Source organism: Sphaerospermopsis reniformis, from assembly GCF_005402885.1.
Taxonomy (GTDB): domain Bacteria; phylum Cyanobacteriota; class Cyanobacteriia; order Cyanobacteriales; family Nostocaceae; genus Sphaerospermopsis; species Sphaerospermopsis kisseleviana.
The window spans coordinates 1-18,873 of the sequence record NZ_BJCE01000010.1; the positions used below are offsets into that span (position 1 = coordinate 1).

The following is an 18,873-nucleotide window of genomic DNA, read 5'->3' on the forward strand; positions in this document are numbered from 1 at the left end:
ATACATTTTGATGCACCTTGATGCAAGGGTTTTTACCTATTTTACCCTTTTTCCTTGCACTTTGTTCCTCTTTTTTGCCCCTAAACTCTTCCTTTATCTAGGTTTTGCGTTTATTCAGCAAACCCTACATATATCTTGTTAATTGCACGCGGTAACGTTCTTTTTTAGTCACGGCAATTTCACCAACTTCTAAACGTCCTTTACCGCGAATTGCTATTAAATCTCCGGTTTTGACTTGCGAACTCGCTTGAGTAATTTCTTTCCAATTTACCCGCACATCACCAGAGTCAATTAAATCAACCATTTTATTACGAGACATCCCAAAACCAGCAGAGGCGATCGCATCTAATCTTAATGAAGCTTCTACTGTGGTTAATTCTTTCTTTTTCGGTTCTCTAATTTTTAGTTCGTTAATATCAATAGGTTGAGTTTTCACAGGAACAGAACGCACCTGTTTTAAATTCATTTCCAGAAATTCTACCAGTTCAGGAACTACAATTGCTTGCGCTCCTCTTTCCCCCAAAATAATAATATCTCCGGTTTTTTCCCTGACAATTCCTGTACCCAACATTGCTCCTAAAAAATCACGATGGGTAGCAGTATCAAACAAAAAATTACCAGCAATTTCTAAAGCGGTGATAGCAACTTGAGATGAATCTAAAGGCAGTTCAGAACGGGCGATCGCCACTCTTTGACGTTCAGCTTGAGGATATCCACCCCAGGCAACTAAATGCACCTCTGTCAATCGGCTAAAAACCAGTTGAATTTCTGCTAACTCTGGCGGAGACAAAAAATCAGTTAAGACTACTTCCCAGGTCTTTATAGATTGCTCTGCTTGGTCAATTACACGGGCGATACTATCGCGGTTTTCAATACCTTTTAAAAGTTCTTCTCTTGGTAACATGGTGATTGGTGATTGATGATTGGTGATTGGTAACTAACTGGTGACTGGTGACTGGTGATTGGGAAAAATTACGAATTATGAATTACCCATTACCAATTACCAATTACCTATTACCTATTACCCATTTTCTGCATAACCTTGGATATTTTCGGGGTCATACTGCCGTAAAATGCGGTTTGCTTGGCGAGTCAGAGTTTCTGAACCTTGAACCACAATTAAATATTTACCAGCATCCAAACGGTTACGGTAGGGTAAAGCATCACCACTACCAAAAACCAAACCCACACCACCACCAACAAAGACGCTACCCATAGCACCGCTACCAGCACCAAGCAACCCACCGATAACATGATTACCGATTTCACCAGCCCAAGCAAAGGTGTTTAAACCAGTGATGAGACTGAAGGTAAAACCAGCAAAAAAGCCGAATGGTATTAACCAGAATGCCATCAATCGTACTTGTTTTTTCGCTTCTTCTTTGGGGTCTATTAAACCAAACTCATCAGCGGTTTTGTATCCTCTACCCAGGATAGTGCTATTTATGCCTTCTTTTTCTAAGCCTAAGTAGGCAGATTCAGCTTGGATACGGTCTGGTAATACGGCTACAAGGTAATTCATTGGTCTAAAAACAGTTATATAAAACAGGGTTTCTTTAATTATCTTTAATTAACAGAATATCAGCACTGGTTCAACGACAGATTCAGCACCAAATATTATTTTAAAGAATCTAAAGGTTCACAGAAATTATTTACACCTTGCTTGAGGACATATATCAAAACTGGTGTTGCCAAAATTTTGGGAAACTCTGGAATACTTCTCAGGTTTGACATCATCCCAGAAATTGAACCATTTAATAAATTATCTCTATATTCTTGTTCGCAGATAACAGCACGCCATTTTTTTGCTAAAGCGTCTAACCATTCGGAATTTGTTCTACCAGGTTCTTGTCCCGCTTTAATAGCCAGGGTCATGGCTGCATCTTCTAAGTCTCCCTCGCAGTCTTCTATCAAGTCTAATGCTTCCATTGCTTGAATATCATCTGCTAATTGAGAGCGAAATTGGGCTATTTCTTGTGATGTGATTTTAGTCATTAGTCATTAGTCATGCTAGGGAACAGGGAGCAGGGGCAGGGGGCAGGGAATAGGGAATAGGGAATAGTAGGAATTTAGTTTTTACCCAGTCACCAGTCCCCAATCACCAATCACCTGTAACAAATATAGCGTTTTTCACTAAAAAGCCTCATTTTACAGTCTAATAACTGGCAATGAGGCTTTTTGGGGTTTGTAAACAGTTTTTATAGCCGTAGACAGAGCAGTTAGGACATCAATTAATCACAAACCTCTTACTACAAAAGGGTTTTACTCCTGACTCCTGCTATATTTGTTTACTTATTAAAAGCTCTGGAGGTGACGAAGCGTTGTAACTCTGTCAAGGCACGATTGTAATCCAAAATGGCGCGAATGCGATTACCTTCGGATCTGGTGAGTTCATTTTCTGCGTTAATGACATCGGTTTGAGTCCCTACACCAGCTTGAAAACGTAAACGCGCTAATCTGAGGGATTCTTTGGCTTGCTCAAGAGCAGCGTTCGCAGTTTGTACGTTTTCCAAGTTAGCAAGCTGGGTAGAATAAGCTTGTTCTACTTGAAAGCGGATTTCGTTGCGTTGTTGAGCAAATCGAGTTTCCTGAATTGCTATATCAGTTTTTGCCTGGGCTGCTCTTGCTCTTGCCGCGCCACCATCATATAAATTCAAAGCGGCTTGTACTCCCACAGAATAACCGTCACTGACGTTGACACTATCATTAAACACATCTAGCAAGTTATATCTGGCAACCAAACTAATTTGTGGTCTTAAAGATGCTAGAGCTTGTTTTCTGCGCTGTTCACTAATATTGCGCTGTGCTAACTGCTGTTGTAATTCGGGACGATTTTGATAAGCCAAGACAATGCTATCTTCTAAGCTTCTTTCCCACAGACCAGCTAATTGTACAGGATCAGCGGCACTAATATTTGCGGACTGGGACAGATTTAACCGCACCGCTAACCGTCGCCGAGCAATGATTTGCTGAGAAAGGGCATTAGTTAAGTCTTGTTGGGCATTGGCTAAATTCACCTGCGATCGCAACACATCGAATCTTGTACCCACTCCAGCCCGTTCTAAAGCCAAAGCATCTCGCAAACTAGCCTGAGAATTTTCGACTGCTGATCGAGAAATCCGCACATTTTCATCTGCTTGTTGCAAACTATAGTAATCCGTGGCTATATTTAAGCGTATTTCTTCAGATTGCCTTTCTACATCTAATTCCTGAAAACGCACCTGTTCCTCAGCCTGTTTGATAGCAGCGTTTCTGCTCCCAGAGGTATAAAGGTCATATCTCAGTTGTGCTTCAGCATCGAAGGTTGTATTGGCTGTAGCATCAGGTGTATCAGGAAATTGCTGCTGTTGTCTTTTGGCTACTAGAGTGTCGGAAGTGCTACGGCTATTAATGACATTGCCATTCACACTTACAGTAGGTAACAAAGCAGCTTGAGCCTCCCTTAGAGCCGCTTTACTCCGTTCAAGTTCCAACAGAGAAACTTGGAGTTCATTACTATTACGCTTTGCCAATGCTAACGCCTGTTCTAAAGTAATCGGCTGAGTTTCCTGAAGTTTTACTTCCTCTGGTTTAGTAGGAAATACCAGAGGATTAGAACTGGGACTCAGGTTTTCCAGTGTTGTCTCCGTAGAACTTGTAGGAGTAGGTGTTACATTTTGTGTATTCTGAGCAGGTAGCTCTGTATTTGGAGTTCCTGATTCAGTAGGAACATTTACCTGGGCTACCTTTTGACTATCCTTATCTACATTTTTTTGTAAACAACTACTTGTGGACAGGAGCAAAGCTGCTTGGCTTTTCTGTTCTGCCTGTAAACATTTATTGACCTCTGTCAACCGTGCTACTTTTAACTCAGTGAATGAAATTGGTAAAACTGTTTTCGGCCTTTTTTCTGTTGGTACATTTGTAGTTTGAAACGCGGTAATTTCTGTCACACTCTGATTAGCCACAGGCTGATCACTGAGTTTACTGAAATCCAGCGTAGGTACAAAAGCTGGAGAATTATCAACCGCAGTAATGGGCAGTTGCCTATTGATTTCCACAACTGAGGTTTTCACATCGGTTGCAGCCAAGACACTAGGAGAAGACACCAGCTTTACCTCATCAACTTTGACTGTTCCAGCCCAAGCTGATTGAGTTGTTAATACTGCTGCTGTTACACCAGGTAAGAAACTATGAAATAATAATTGCTGTCTTTTCACCGCATCCCCTCACAAGAAAAACCATTTAGCGGCAGAAAACTTGTCTTCTCACAGAATATAACATGATGCTAAATGAAGCAAATAACATACTATATACCGAATTTAGCTTCTTTCGGGATTTAGCAGTTTATTTGTCTTCAAAACGTTTAACAATGCGAGAAAGTTCCGCCTTTTCGTCTATGCTAACGCGGCTAGGCGCTCCACTGACAATTCTCTCGTAATTACGGAAGGAATCTTTAATATTAGGTCCATCAGCCGTAATATTGTACTCCCTAATCCCTTTATCGTGCCACGAACCCCGCATTTTAAAGACGTTTATTGCCCGTGACATTTCTCCATGAATTTCTACGTACTGCAACATAATAATTGTGTCAGTGATGGTGGAAATATGAGAATCTGTAATGGAATGTGATCCCATAAATTGGTCACTGGTATTGGTAAAGAAGCCTGTAATTTCTTCTTGTTTGGCATAACCTGTTACCCCAATTACAAATTGCCGAAAAGCATTATTACTTACGCCTCTAGCTAATGCGGAAAGGGAGTCAATAGCAATGCGGGCTGGTTTAAAATCGGCAATTTCTGATTTAATAATTTGTAAGTGATCTTCTAAACCTGTTGATTCAGGATAGGTACAAATTATTTTTAATAAACCTTGGTGTTCTAATTCCTCAAAGTCAATTCCCCAAGAATAAGCATTTCGAGACAGTTGAGCGCGGGATTCTTCATAAGCAAATAATATTGCTCGTTCACCGCTGACACAACCATCTTGAATAAATTTGCTGACTAAGAGAGTTTTACCAGTACCTGTAGCTCCTGTGGCTAAAATAATCGAATCTTTGAAGAAACCACCACCACACATTTCATCTAGGGTGCTAACTCCTGAAGATACACGGACATTTGAAGACCTTTGTGTTAAACGCATTGCTCCCAAGGGGAAGATGTTAACTCCAGCATTAGTAATTGTGAATGGATATTCACCTTTCATGTGGGTTGTACCGCGCAATTTGAGAATTTCTATGGTGCGGCGGCGGCGTTCTCCTTCTAAAACGTTGCGAACAATTACTACGTTGTCAGACACAAATTCTTCTACCCCAAAGGAAGCTACAGGTCCATATTCTTCTCCCCGTTCTGTTGTAATGAGTGTGGTGACGTATAATTGTTTAAGGCGTGCTACGAGGCGGAATATCTCGCGCCGCACTACTCCCACTGCTTCATATTGTTGGAAGACTGCGGTAATGGAGTCAATTGAAACACGATGGGCTTTGTATTTGCGAATAGCATATTGCAACCTTTCAATTAAAGCGGAAAGGTCAAAGTTACCCACAATATCTTGCCCTTCGGGATCGGGGGAAGCGTCGAGAATAAACAGTTTGCCTTCTTCAATTAGTTTTTGTAAGTTCCAGCCAAAAATATGGGCATTTTTAATAATGTCGCTGGGTGATTCTTCAAAGGTAACAAATACTCCTGGTTCATCAAAGTAGGTGATACCATTATAAAGAAATTGCAGGGATAATAAGGTTTTCCCAGTACCAGATGTACCGCTGACTAAGGTTGTTCTGCCCACTGGTAAACCGCCATGACTAATATCGTCAAAGCCCTCAATCATGGTGCGAATTTTCTCTACACCACCACTTGCTGGTTTTTGTTGTTCTTGTTGCTCTTGGTCACTCATTGTTGATTATATAGGTCTTTAACCCGATTTTTTAAATTCCTAAATTCTGTACAGAGTTTTTATGAAAAAATGTTCTTTACTAGGGTCAAGAGTTTTAAAAAGCTGAATACTGACTGCTGAATGCTGACTGCTATATGTTACTGTTCCCAGTCTTCTTCATTTAATTCTTCATAAAGTAAGTCTAAACCGATTAAAACTCTTTCTCTGTCTGAAAGATCACCTATGATTTTGCGAACGGGAGGGGGCAAAATCTTTGATAATGTCGGTGTGGCTAAAATTTTGTCTTCTTCTGCCAATTGTGGGTTTTTGAGAACATCAATTACTTTTAGGGCATAAACTCCTTGAAACTCCTGTTCTAATATGTTTTTGAGTGTGTTTAATGCTCGCACGGAGTTGGGTGTGTTCCCTGCGACATACAGCTTGAGAACATAGGTTTTTTGGACTTTATTCATAAATGCACAGTTTAGATATCAGAATAGGAATACAAAATAGGCTGATGCATTTGTTGAAACTAATAACAGATGCCTGTTGCAATAGGATTAATCTTAAACAATTTAAAAATCAATCCTGTCAATTTTTGATTCTTTAACTCATGAGTCAAAATCTAAGATAGCATGAATTTATCTCAGTTCATTTTAGACATAGAACATCTATATACTTCACACAAATGTGCCAGAATATCTATCAAGGTCAGCCTGTAATCTAGTAATGTTTCATCGCTCCTGCCTTCTAATTTTAGCTGTTTGGAAAATTCGTCAATCAGTTCTACATGAATTTCTATAATTTGTGGCACAGGAATATTAGCATAAAATAAGGTGTTGATGAATTTATCAATTGCAGTTTTGAGAGTTTTGTCTGTGATAAAATAATTGATGAGAATTTTCCGGTAATCAGATTTGAGGTTCGCTAATAGTTCCTGCTTTTCCGATGGACTCATTTCTTGAAACCATTGCTGGCTTTTCTGTTCATTACACGCCAATACATGATTATTCTTATTAAGATGATTCCCTGATAGATTGTTATTTAACTGCATCCTATTGTGTAAAAACTGTCCGTTGATAGGAGTGGTAGCAGTCAGCGGCAACCCAAAAAATTGAGAAAAAATCTCATCAATCAAATTCCTGCACTGCCCGATTAAACCAGCTTGGGTATTTGCCGCATCAGCATTATATAAATATTTCTTAAGAATTGCTGGACAAATCAATAATATAGGTAATAACATTTATTGTTTATATATATTGTTTATATATGATGAACGCTGAGAGTGTCGCTTCAGTGCTGATTCAGTTTGATAAAAACTTTTCAGTAAAATCAGGGTAAAGAACGCCTTTTGTCAAAAATTATTGAGAAATTACCAATTCCTAACTGGTTTTGTCCGTCAGTGATATAACTTAGTAGGTAATCGGTGAAGCGTTCAACAGAGAATGTGTGGTAGCTAATCTGATGATCTATAAATGTCTATCTATCGGCATATAGATTTTTCCATTGTACTCCTTGATAAGATGCATAAACAAATTTAAAGTATGGTTTCATTTTAAATCATTATAATTCCTCAAGGTTCTAAAATAATCTTTGGAGCGATAATTGTTTTAGCTGTAACTATCGATCAGGAGTTTCCATACCAGTAAGATGCTGGTTGTTTACTCATTCATAAGAGTGGCACATTCAAGTATAACTGCTCTGGGAATGATGAAATTGGGAAATTGCCGATCAAAGTGAGTGAATCGCTGGAATAGATTTACAGTATCTCTAGGAAAGATTTTATGCGTCTTTTAGGAGGATATGGCTTCAGGCCTGAAAAATATCAGCACTTTGGCAGATGTTGATGCCAGAGGCAATTACAGGAAGAAAGATCCCCTAAGCTTTATGTTAATGCTACAGTACCCGCTTTATGACTTTCTAGCAACCGTACCCAGTTGCTCCCAAACAAGCACTCTGGCAGTGGTGCTGGAGATTTTGGAGAAAGAACAGTGCGATCGCTTGGTAGTGGTAAATCAACAACAAAGTCCCATAGGATTATTGTATTCTGCCCGTTTAATCCCAAAATTATTAACAGCAGCCAGTGGTGAAACGTTTTTAAATCTACAGCAATCAATTTCCACTTTGAGTCCTAGTCTGATTTCGCCCATCAAAACCATACCAGCTTCTGAACCACTGGATAAATTAAGTTTGTTTTTACGTCACCAACAAAACCAAAAAAATAAAAATTTAGATTGGGCGTTGATTGATGCAGATGGTAAATTTTTAGGTCTGCTAGATAACCTACGCCTACTCAGCTTTTTAGCTAAAAATAAAGTTACAATTGCCTCTAAAGTTGCTGGGACGACGGAAAATAATACTAGAAGAAAAAATCGCTCTTATAAGCAGAATCAACATCAATCACCGAGATATAACGCCTTAGTGCAGTTATTGGAAAGACTGCCTTGGCCTTTAATGTTGCAAACAAGCACTGGTGAAGTTTTAACACAAAATCCTGCTTGGTGGCAACAATTGGGAGTTTTGAAAGATCCAGAAGGAATTAGGCTACAAGTAGAAACTATCCTATCTCCTGTCAGGCGTGAAGATCCAGAATATATCCATCGACAAACATTCAAGGCTTATTCTGATGCACCTATTAGCAAGGGTGCAACTGAAGATGCTGTGACGCTGATGCCAGAAGCCAGAGGTCATAACTTGCCTACAAGCAGTCAAGCGCCTCACTCCACATCGGTTTTAGCAATGATGCAGGAGCAGCAAGGAAAAGCAAATGCTACATCCAGTCATTGCTATTTGGATGCTAAACAAGGTACTTGTACTTGTGTTGTTCAGGTGCAAAATGGTCAAGAGCGAATTTGGCAGTTTGCTAAAATCCTCTTGGATAGTCCTGAATTAAAAGTTGGGGGTGGTGATGCAGAAGTTGTCAACTCAACTAATAATTCAGCAAATTTCACTGATAATTTGTGGTTGGTTTTAGCTACGGATGTGACCGAACAACAACAGCTTTTTAAAGAATTGGCAGCTAAAAATGCTGATTTAATTCAACTTAATCGGTTAAAAGATGAGTTTCTAGCTTGTATTAGCCATGAATTAAAAACGCCGTTGACAGCAGTTTTAGGCTTGTCAAGATTACTGGCAGATCAACAATTAGGAGAACTGAACGAAAGACAAGCACGTTATGCGGGTTTGATTCATCAAAGTGGCCGTCATTTGATGAGTGTGGTGAATGACATTTTAGATTTGACGCGGATGGAAACGGGACAGATGGAACTGACTCCATCGCTGGTACAGATTCGGGAAGTGTGCGATCGCGCTTTATCAGAAGCCAGAACACTTCACAGTCAACCGAGCAAAAGCACCGATTTTTCGGATGATCACCAATTCAGCCTGACCATTGAACCTGGTTTAAAGGAGATGGTAGCAGATGAATTACGCTTGCGGCAAATGCTGGTACACTTACTTTCCAACGCCTTTAAATTCACTGAAACCACTGGGAAACTGGGGTTGCGGGTAAATCGCTGGGAAGGATGGATTGCTTTTACAGTGTGGGATACAGGTATTGGTATTCCTGAACATCAACAACATTTAATCTTTCAAAAATTCCAACAGTTAGAAAATCCCCTAACTCGCCAATTTGAAGGCACTGGTTTAGGGTTAGTATTAACAAGGGCTTTAGCTCGATTACATGGTGGAGATGTGAGCTTTTTGTCTCGTGAAGGTAAAGGTAGCCAGTTTACATTGTTATTACCTCCTTCTCCTCCCAAAACCAGTTTTTCTGAATCAGAGGGGGGAAATTTAGAAGTACATCAACCTATTTCTTCTCAAAGGTTAATATTAGTAGTTGAGGCAGTAGCGCGATATATTGAAGACCTGACCCAAAATCTGAAAGGTTTAGGTTATCGGGTAGTGATTGCGCGTTCAGGGACAGAAGCATTAGAAAAAGCGCGGCGCTTGCAACCAAAAACGATCTTTTTGAATCCCTTACTACCCCTGCTTTCCGGTTGGGATGTACTGACTTTACTAAAATCTGATAGTGCAACTCGCCATATTCCTGTGATTATCACCGCTACGGGGGCAGAAAAAGAACACGCTTACGCTAACAGGGCTGATGCTTTCTTGAGTTTACCAGTGGAACATCAAGCTTTAGTACCCATTCTAGAAAGATTGTGTGCTACACCAGAAGTTCAGCAGGTAGGTTTAACAAATACCGATATTGTACCGGAAAAAACTCCGTTGCGGATTCTGCGGTTGGTGAATCCAGAATTAGAGTCTGTTAATCCCCAACCCTCCCTGCGTGAACATCGAGTCATTGAAGTAGATGATTTAGATCAGGCAGAAATTTTAGCGCGGGTGTGGCAGTTTGATGTGATTTTGTTGGATGTTGACAGTTCTAATGCCCAACATTATCTGCAACACTTGATGAAGTACCAAAGGTTAGCAAAATTGCCTTTGGTGACTTGTGATGTAGCCACAACCTTGGCAGCTTCCCAAATACCAGGATTGGGTGTATTTCCTTGCTTAACGCCATTGGGTAGGGAAAATGAGCATGGTCACGGCAAACCAGATCCTTTATTATCAGTGTTGGAAATTGCTTCTAATATTGGTTGTCCTCCTAATATTTTAGTCGTAGATGTGGCTAAGTTGGGTGATTTGCCACAGGTAAAACGCAAGTCAGCTAAGGGTTATAGGTTACAAAAGAAATCTGCTGTACAAGATATTAACCAAACACTCACAAATGATCAGGAAATGGGTTATTCTGCACAGAATAATGAAAGGGGATATGAGTGGTTTCAAGCTTTAATTCAGTATTTACAAACTGCTGGTTTTAAAGCTGCTATGGGTAACTCTTGGACTGAAGTTTTGCAACAAATTCGCCATCAAAGTGTTGATTTACTATTAATTGGTTTGGGAGAATCTGCTGCTGATAAAGAAGCACAAGAAGCGTTAAAAGCTTTGTCAGATTTATCTTTTAATTTACCTCCAATTTTGGTAATTGAGAAAAAATTAAATCAGGTAAATACAGCCATTGATCAAACCCAAAATAATCAAAATAATGATTATTTGTTGGGAGAAATACCCGAAAGTATCGCTATTCAGAGACTGCCTCATTCGATTTCAATGGCAGACTTATTAAATCAAATTAATCAAGCATTAGGAAAGGGTAGTTGATAATTGACAATTGATAATTGATAATTGACAATTGTCAACCTATTCCCTTGTTGACAAATTACGAAATTTTCATTTTTTCCTTTTTATCTTGTTTCATGCGTTGGAAGGGTATGCGAATCAAATTATAAGCTCCTTTAGTGGCAATATCTTTGTAATTATCTGGTGGTAAGTCCATTTCCATCAACTTTTTATGTTCGGCTAAAAGTAGTAATGATGGTGGATTAGTTTTTTTGGCTGCTTGAGTGTGAATATAATCTAAAGCTTCTTGTGCAGCAGAAAGGTAAGTGACTTTTTTTTGTGAGTAGAAAGTTACTGTTGGTTTTTTGAAACCTACCATGACTAATTCTTCATTAGGTTGTTTTTCTTCAACTGCAAGTACAGATAATTGTCTTAAAGGTGCTTGTCTTTGTGCATCCATCATAAATAATGCTGGCATTAAAACAATTGCCAAAAATGCTACAAATCCCACAATATTAATAGCGATGATGGGACGGAAACTACGAATTAATATGAAAGCGGCGATAATAATCGCAGTAACCAGCCAAATTATACCCCCCCAATTTGTTAAACCTGAATTTTGAATTTGCTGGTAAAGTTCCGGTGCTGCGGGATCTGTGCCTACTAATTTAAAGAGGTTAAATAAGGCGACTGCTATTGTAGATACAAAGGCAACGTTTACCCAACTGCTGATGCGGAAAGATTTTTGTGTTTGGGTGTGGGAAAATAGATCACTCCAAAATAAAGCTACCAGAATAGCTGCTGCTGGCATTAAAGGTAATACATAACTGGGAAGTTTGGTGACAGCGATGGTGAAAAACCCAAATACACCTAAAAACCAAAAACAGACAAATAAACCTAAGTGTTGAGAACGTTCTTGGTTGAGAAAGTGGGAACGCCGCCAAAATTTTAGTCTAGCTATAGATGCAGGGATAAAAACTGAATATGGTGCAAACCCCAATAACACGACTAAAAAGTAAAAATACCAAGGCGCTGAGTGACCGTTAACTACTTCTGTAAAGCGTTCTATGTTGTGATAGCCAAAAAAGGCATTAATAAAATTCCAGCCATTGCGCCAAGCCACTAAGATGTACCAGGGAGCAGATACGAGGAAGACTAGGAATAGTCCGAAAATTGGGCGCATTTCTCGCCATAGTTGCCAGAATTTGCCTAAGTATACAGCAAAGGCGATCATGATGAAACCTGGTAAAACTATGCCGACTGGTCCTTTGGTTAAAATTGCTCCACCCATCAACACATAACTAGCTAAATACCATTTATTAGGGAAGCGGGAAGGGGTGGAATTTTGAGCGTATCCCAAAAAGAAACATAGTAAGGCGGAGGCTATACAACCGGTGAGTAACATATCAGATACACCGATTCTTCCCCAAACTATCATTTCTGGGTTGAGTGCCATGATAGCTGATGCTAGGGCGGCTGTTAGGTAACGACGGGTGGGGTTTGCTGTTTGTTCTAGTTGATCTTTTTTGGCAAAATGCCACTGCACAATGTAGAACGATAAAGCTGTGACAGCAGTTGCGGCTAGTGCTGAGGGTATACGTGCTGCCCATTCGTTTACGCCCATAATAGAGTAGGCGATCGCTTGACACCAATAAATTAACGCTGGTTTGTCAAACCGAGTTTCACCATTAAAAAAGGGTGTGATCCAATCTCCTGTAACTAGCATTTGCCGGGAAGCTTCGGCGAAAAGTGGCTCTGTTTCGTCAACTAAGCCGATACTACCCAAATTCCAAACAAAAGCTATGAAGTTAATCAACAGCAACCAGAGGATAGCAATAGTCACAGCAGGGGCTGGACGCTGTTCTATGTTTTTAAACCATTGGTCAATAGGAGGGCGATCGCTCAATTTTATCCTCATAAATCCATATTTACAGACACGGTAAATTGTGTCTTTCCCATAAACACAATAATTCAAAAGTCGTTTATTAGTTATATTTTGTTCTCAGGTCACAGCTAGAGTGTGGGGTGTGGGTAAACCTACCGTATTTGCGACAATAAAAAACTTTTGAAACAACCTCTAAAGTGGTTTTACCTGTTTGTTCCGGGATCAATTTTAGATGAGGGAATAGGGAATAGGTGACAGGGTACCCATTAAGGAATTAATATTAATTCCCATTCTTCGGTTTGGGGATTCCATTTTGGTGAGGGAGTTTTCCCAACAACATAAGGACCCCAATAGCGTCGAGAGCCATCTTGGGCAAAGGCCACTAAAATATCTCCTTGATCTAGTTTTAAATTACCCTCTGGCAGAAATAAAATTAAACCTTTTTCACTACCTTCTTGGGGATCAAAATCCCAATGTGCCGGAACATTATATTTATTTTTATTGGCTGAGGTATTTTTAACTGTTGAATGTTGCCCTAAGAGGACCAAACGCACAGGCTGATTTGTTTTATTACTCATTCGCAAACTGCCAAAGTTTGTAGTTTGATCAGTTTGGGCAGGTGAATTTTCTGTAGTGGGTTTTTCTGTTTGCTTGTTGGTTGCACTGGCGACATTAGTTGTACTAGCAGATAGAACTTGCTTTGACGCACTTGGTGAGTTTGTCTGTTTTTCTAATGTAGCGGTTTGATCTGTCAGTGTTGATAAAATGTCTGGCTGCTCAGGCTCAAAGGATACACTCAGTCCTAAGCATCCGGCTACAAGTCCTAGTAATCCTAATGCAAAAGTTATCACTGCCAAATTGCGATACATAGAAAATTTCATAATCATACTTTTTAGAGATAAGATTTTTTTCAGTTGTGATTGGTGATTGGTGATTGGTGATTGGGAAAAATATAATTAATTACCTATTACCTACTACCTATTACCCAGTCCCCAGTCCCCAGTCCCCAGTCCCCAGTCCCCAGTCCCCAGTCCCCAATATGCAAAATACTCGTCTTAACAACCTATTCAGTACCATTGCTAGGAGTGTGGAGCAATGGTTTGTTAATCCTTGGCGGCGCTTATCCCTACTTTTAATCAGTTGGTTATTTGGTTTTTTTATGGGATCGGCAGTATCTACTACCGCTGGACAAAAGGCCGAGTTGGATATGGTGTCCGCTGCTTTTTTGGTTCTACTAACGGAGATCACCAGCAGGATTTTTTACAGTCGCCGCTTTTTGGCTAGACAAGCTCTGTGGGTGGAAACTCTGAACTTTCTGAAAGTTGGTTTCATCTACAGTCTATTCTTAGAAGCCTTTAAGCTGGGTTCGTAAGATTTCAATGATGGACAATTAACAATGAAAAATTGACAATTACCTCTCCGGTTCAAGTCAGAGTCTTGAAAAAGCAGAATTTTTGACTTTTTTCCCTGAAAAGGGCAGTTTTTCAGAGTTGAATGAAACAATTATCAATTGTCAATTATCAATTGATCAAGTTATTTTGGTAATGGGTGCTAGTTATGCTCAGTGAGTGGCTAAATGAATTTTTGCTCACAGGTGAAATAGATGCTGATTGGCAAGTGTTAGCACAAGCAGCAACACTCGCTGATCCTGTGAGGGCAAAGGTTTTTAATATTACCCCCAACAATGTAACTCAAGTTATTCAAGAGCGATCGCAGCTACTGAAATCGGTTTTCCCTGCTTTTAGCCAATTTTGTGAAAATAACCTGCAAATTCCCATTCAGGCTATGTTACAGGTATTGTGGGATTTATGGCTACCGTTGGGAATGAAAATTGCATCCCAGCGACAAAAGTTAGGCAGACCTTTCATTCAGGGGATTTTAGGTGGACAAGGTACTGGTAAAACCACAATGTCCCGGATTCTCAGTTTGATTCTCCAGGAGTTGGGATACTCTACTTTAAGTTTATCTTTGGATGACTTATACAAAACATACAGCGATCGCTTGACTTTAACGCAGCAAGATCCCCGTTTGATTTGGCGTGGTCCACCAGGAACTCACGATATCGACTTAGGTTTAAGTGTACTCGATCAAATTCGTCAAGGCAACAGTCCTGTGACAGTTCCCCGCTTCGATAAATCTGCTTACTCTGGTGCTGGCGATCGCTCTACCCCAGAAATAGTTACCAACATTGATATAGTCCTGTTTGAAGGTTGGTTTGTGGGTGTACTACCCATTGATCCCCAAGCTTTTACTACCGCACCACCCCCCATTATCACAGATGATGATCGGGTTTTTGCTCGTGACATGAATCACCAACTGCAAGCTTATTTACCACTATGGCAACGCTTAGATAGCTTGATATCACTTGATCCCAGCGATTATCGTTGTTCTTTAGAATGGCGTAAACAAGCTGAAAGAAAAATGATCGCTGCTGGTAAATCCGGCATGAATAATCCACAAATCGAGGAATTTGTCAATTACTTTTGGCGTTCATTACATCCAGAATTATTGATCAAGCCATTATTAAGATCCTCGAAAGTTGATTTAGTCATTCAAGTGAATACTGATCACTCTTTTGGTGCAATCTCTAGTTATCACTCTGACAAATGTTAACTGAAATTACACCTGTTTAACCATCAGAATCTCAATCAAACGTTCTATTGAAATCCTTTGACTAAATCATAAAAAGGTTGCCAGTTGTCTGACTCCACAATTGGTTGCCAAATAGACTCAATCACTGGTCTTAATAAATTTGCTTGGGGATTATATTTAGCTAAAGTTTGGGAAATTGTCTGCATTTGCTCAGGGTCAAAATTATTCAGGATTTTATGATAAAGCAGACACCAATTATCAAAAATATTTGATGAACCTACAGATGGTACAATCTCACAACCATTCATTACTAAACCTGGTTCATCACGCCATTTAATTGAAAAAGTCTGCGCCATATCTGCGAAAAATTGATGATAATTAATTTGACTATCTTTCAAAAAAGTAACTGTCAAATCTAATAAATCATCACCTTCCGCTAAGTTACTATCTTCAAAACCTAACTTTTTCAACATTAAATTTCGATATTCCAGATGATAGTATTCGGCAAATTTACCTAAACCATGATGCAAATCAGCAAGATCAATGATTGCTTTTAACGGTTCTTGCAATAGTTCTAAATTCAGATGACAAATACTTGGTTGCTGTCCGTAACAATAGCGGCGATAATAATCAAAATAAGCAGCAGTAAAGTATAGATCATAGGAAGGAATAAAAGCATAAGGTCCATAATCAAAACTTTCACCGGTAATTGACATATTATCAGTATTTAAAACTGCATGACAAAAACCTGCTGCCATCCATTGCGCTACTAACTCGGCTACTCTTTTGACTAATTCAGCATAAAATAAAGCATATTTGTCATCTTCATTTTTCAAGTTTGGGTAATATTCATCAATCACATGATCTAACAATTTCTGAGTTAAATCAGGACGTTTCAAATAATGCAATCTTTCAAAAGTTCCAAACCGAATATGAGATTTACTCATTCTAATCATGACTGAGGAACGAGTGGGAGAAGGTTCATCACCACGCCATAAACTTAACCCGGTTTCAATCATACTTAAACAACGGGAAGTTTTCACACCTAAACGATGTAATGCTTCTGCGGCTAAAACTTCTCTAACTCCTCCTTTCAGAGTGAGCATTCCATCACCACCACGGGAGTAAGGTGTTCTTCCTGAACCTTTTGTCCCAAAATCATATAATTCCCCATCTATTCCCCTAACTTGTCCGTAAAGAAACCCTCTACCATCGCCTAAATGGGGATTATATTCACCAAATTGATAACCGTGATAACGCAATGCTAAAAATGGTTTTCTGCTTTGAAATTTACCAAATGCGTGAATAAAATCTTCGTCTTTTACTGTTGTTGCTTCAAGTCCTAAGCGTGGTAAAATTGCATTATTACGCCAGCGCAAAATGTGTTGAGGAAATTCTTCGGCTGCGACTTCATCATAGTAATCATTACCTAATGATTCTAAGGCACTTTCATATTTAAGTGATAGTAAAGGATTACTTGAAGTGGTGGGATTTGGAGTTTCAGCAAGTGTCATTTTTAGTAGTTTTTAATTGGTGTTCTCTTTATCTTACATTATAGGGAATAGGGAATAGGGAATAGGGAATAGGGAATAGGGAATAGGGAATAGGGTTAAAACATCAATTCTTTATCCTGACTCCTGACTCCTGACTCCTGTACGGGCGAAGCATTCGGAAAATAGCCTTTTCATAAAATTGATAATTTGTCGTCCGAATGCTTCGCCCCTACGACTCCTGACTCCTGACTCCTGTTAATACGGTTTCCAGTTATAATTAGTTAAACTGGTAAGTATATGATCTTCCCATTGACCATTAATTAATAAATAGTCTCTAGCATATCCTTCAATTACAAAACCTGCTCTTTTTAATACATTACCACTACGGCGATTATGGGGCATATAATTGGCCATGATCCGGTGAAAATTTAGTTCATTAAATATATATTTATTTCCCGCTTTTAATGCTTCTGTCATGTAACCATGACCTTGTGCTGCTTCTGCTAAACTATATCCAACATTACAAAAACTAGCTGCTCCGCGTATAAAATTACTGAAGTTGAGAACGCCGATTATTTCTTTGGGGTTGTTTTGATGATGTATAAAGAATCTTAAACCGCAACCGTGAATAATTTCTAGATGATATTGCTCAATTTGATATTGCCAATATTCTGCTGTGAAAAAACCATCAGCCCAAGTAGGTGAAAATGGAGTAAGATGGTCTTTATTTATAGTAAAATATTTGATGATTTGCGGTATATCTTCGGAAGTAGCTACTTTTAAAAATAAGCGGTTAGTTTTAATTAGTGGCAGTTCTGATTTCATATACTAAAATTATTATTTTGCTGTTTTTGCTGTAATTTTGTTTATTTTGGTAACATTCTAAAAAAGGATAGTCACGGTGGGAATACGCTACAATTGGCAAAAAGATGAGATTTTGGCTATTTATAATACACCATTTCTAGAGCTTGTTTATCAAGCTGCTACTGTACATCGGCAATTTCATAATCCTAAACAAATACAGGTTTGTAAGTTGATATCTATTAAAACTGGTGGTTGCCCGGAAGATTGTGGTTATTGCGCTCAGTCGTCACGCTATAAAACCGAGGTAAAACCGGAAGCACTGTTAGAAAAAGAAACTGTGCTAAATATTGCTAAAAAAGCAAAGGAAACCGGTGTAAGTCGGGTGTGTATGGGTGCTGCTTGGCGGGAAGTGCGGGATAATTCCCAATTTGAGCAAGTCCTGGAGATGGTAAAAGATGTCACCTCTATGGGTTTAGAGGTTTGCTGTACTTTGGGGATGTTAACTGCAAACCAAGCTCAAAGTTTGGAAGATGCGGGATTATATGCTTATAATCACAATTTAGATACGTCTGAGGAATATTATAGCACTGTGATTACTACTCGGACTTATGGCGATCGCCTAAACACCATTGAAAACGTCCGCACGACTAATGTAACCGTGTGTTCTGGTGGTATTCTCGGTTTAGGTGAAAGCATTGAGGACAGGGTAGGAATGTTATACACCCTTTCTAATTTACAACCCCATCCCGAATCAGTACCTATTAATATTCTCTCACAGGTTGAGGGTACACCGTTGGCAAATCAGCCGGCAGTTCCGATTTGGGAAGTGGTGCGGATGATTGCCACTGCTAGAATTATTATGCCCACTTCTGATGTGCGTTTAAGTGCGGGGAGGGCGAAACTTTCCCAAGTTGAACAAGCTTTATGTTTTATGGCGGGTGCTAATTCGATTTTTTCCAGTGATGATAATAAGATGTTGACGGTGACTACTCCCTGTCCTGATTATGATGCAGATCGGCAAATGTTGAATTTATTGGGTTTAGAAATGCGGCCACCGTTTGAGAAGCAGGGGAAAACACCTGCTGGTCAGGTGACAGAGTAGAAAACCTGTTAGGGTTTGAGTTT

Annotated in this window: 15 protein-coding genes; 4 read left to right on the forward strand and 11 right to left on the reverse strand. The window is 39.4% G+C overall.

What is annotated here, in order from left to right; all coding sequences use genetic code 11:
• Positions 1-124 precede the first annotated feature (124 nt).
• The 7 genes from FFR48_RS02610 to FFR48_RS02640 form a co-directional block, all read right to left on the reverse strand.
• The gene (locus FFR48_RS02610) at positions 125-904 is read right to left on the reverse strand and encodes a photosystem II electron transport protein, Sll1252 family (RefSeq protein ID WP_137666271.1); all 780 of its coding nucleotides are present in this window, start codon (positions 902-904) and stop codon (positions 125-127) included.
• A 117-nt stretch (positions 905-1,021) separates the two neighbouring features.
• Entirely contained in the window at positions 1,022-1,522 is a 501-nt protein-coding gene (locus FFR48_RS02615) for a hypothetical protein (protein WP_096571699.1), read from the reverse strand.
• A 95-nt stretch (positions 1,523-1,617) separates the two neighbouring features.
• Entirely contained in the window at positions 1,618-1,995 is a 378-nt protein-coding gene (locus tag FFR48_RS02620) for a hypothetical protein (protein ID WP_137666272.1), read from the reverse strand.
• 293 nt (positions 1,996-2,288) lie between these two features.
• The gene (locus tag FFR48_RS02625) at positions 2,289-4,199 is read right to left on the reverse strand and encodes a TolC family protein (RefSeq protein ID WP_137666273.1); all 1,911 of its coding nucleotides are present in this window, start codon (positions 4,197-4,199) and stop codon (positions 2,289-2,291) included.
• A 127-nt stretch (positions 4,200-4,326) separates the two neighbouring features.
• Complete coding sequence (gene kaiC, locus FFR48_RS02630; protein ID WP_096571702.1) at positions 4,327-5,871, reverse strand: circadian clock protein KaiC; 1,545 nt, start codon at positions 5,869-5,871, stop codon at positions 4,327-4,329.
• 137 nt (positions 5,872-6,008) lie between these two features.
• Positions 6,009-6,323 carry a circadian clock protein KaiB gene (gene kaiB / locus FFR48_RS02635; protein WP_137666274.1) on the reverse strand — a complete coding sequence of 105 codons (315 nt, stop codon included), beginning with the start codon at positions 6,321-6,323 and terminating at the stop codon, positions 6,009-6,011.
• Positions 6,324-6,496: 173 nt separating this feature from the next.
• A complete protein-coding gene (locus FFR48_RS02640; RefSeq protein ID WP_137666275.1) occupies positions 6,497-7,093 on the reverse strand; it encodes a KaiA family protein in 597 nt (198 codons plus the stop codon).
• A gap of 644 nt (positions 7,094-7,737) precedes the next feature.
• Between FFR48_RS02640 and FFR48_RS02645 the strand changes: the two genes are divergently transcribed.
• Positions 7,738-11,016, forward strand: coding sequence for an ATP-binding protein (locus FFR48_RS02645; RefSeq protein ID WP_137666308.1), 3,279 nt, complete (start codon positions 7,738-7,740; stop codon positions 11,014-11,016).
• A 58-nt stretch (positions 11,017-11,074) separates the two neighbouring features.
• On the opposite strand, the gene FFR48_RS02650 is transcribed toward FFR48_RS02645, so the two are convergent.
• Complete coding sequence (locus tag FFR48_RS02650) at positions 11,075-12,892, reverse strand: ArnT family glycosyltransferase (protein ID WP_137666276.1); 1,818 nt, start codon at positions 12,890-12,892, stop codon at positions 11,075-11,077.
• Positions 12,893-13,125: 233 nt separating this feature from the next.
• Complete coding sequence (locus FFR48_RS02655) at positions 13,126-13,740, reverse strand: hypothetical protein (protein WP_137666277.1); 615 nt, start codon at positions 13,738-13,740, stop codon at positions 13,126-13,128.
• A 158-nt stretch (positions 13,741-13,898) separates the two neighbouring features.
• Between FFR48_RS02655 and FFR48_RS02660 the strand changes: the two genes are divergently transcribed.
• Positions 13,899-14,231, forward strand: coding sequence for a DUF565 domain-containing protein (locus FFR48_RS02660; protein WP_137666309.1), 333 nt, complete (start codon positions 13,899-13,901; stop codon positions 14,229-14,231).
• 185 nt (positions 14,232-14,416) lie between these two features.
• Positions 14,417-15,472 (forward strand): glycerate kinase, encoded by a 1,056-nt coding sequence (locus tag FFR48_RS02665; protein ID WP_137666278.1) that lies wholly within the window; start codon positions 14,417-14,419, stop codon positions 15,470-15,472.
• A 44-nt stretch (positions 15,473-15,516) separates the two neighbouring features.
• Here the strand turns inward: FFR48_RS02665 and FFR48_RS02670 are convergent, their stop codons facing one another.
• On the reverse strand, positions 15,517-16,965 hold the full coding sequence (locus tag FFR48_RS02670) for a protein adenylyltransferase SelO (RefSeq protein ID WP_137666279.1): 1,449 nt from the start codon (positions 16,963-16,965) through the stop codon (positions 15,517-15,519).
• A 234-nt stretch (positions 16,966-17,199) separates the two neighbouring features.
• Entirely contained in the window at positions 17,200-17,769 is a 570-nt protein-coding gene (locus tag FFR48_RS02675) for a GNAT family N-acetyltransferase (protein WP_137666280.1), read from the reverse strand.
• 76 nt (positions 17,770-17,845) lie between these two features.
• Between FFR48_RS02675 and bioB the strand changes: the two genes are divergently transcribed.
• Positions 17,846-18,850 carry a biotin synthase BioB gene (gene bioB, locus FFR48_RS02680; RefSeq protein ID WP_201277565.1) on the forward strand — a complete coding sequence of 335 codons (1,005 nt, stop codon included), beginning with the start codon at positions 17,846-17,848 and terminating at the stop codon, positions 18,848-18,850.
• Positions 18,851-18,873: the final 23 nt, after the last annotated feature.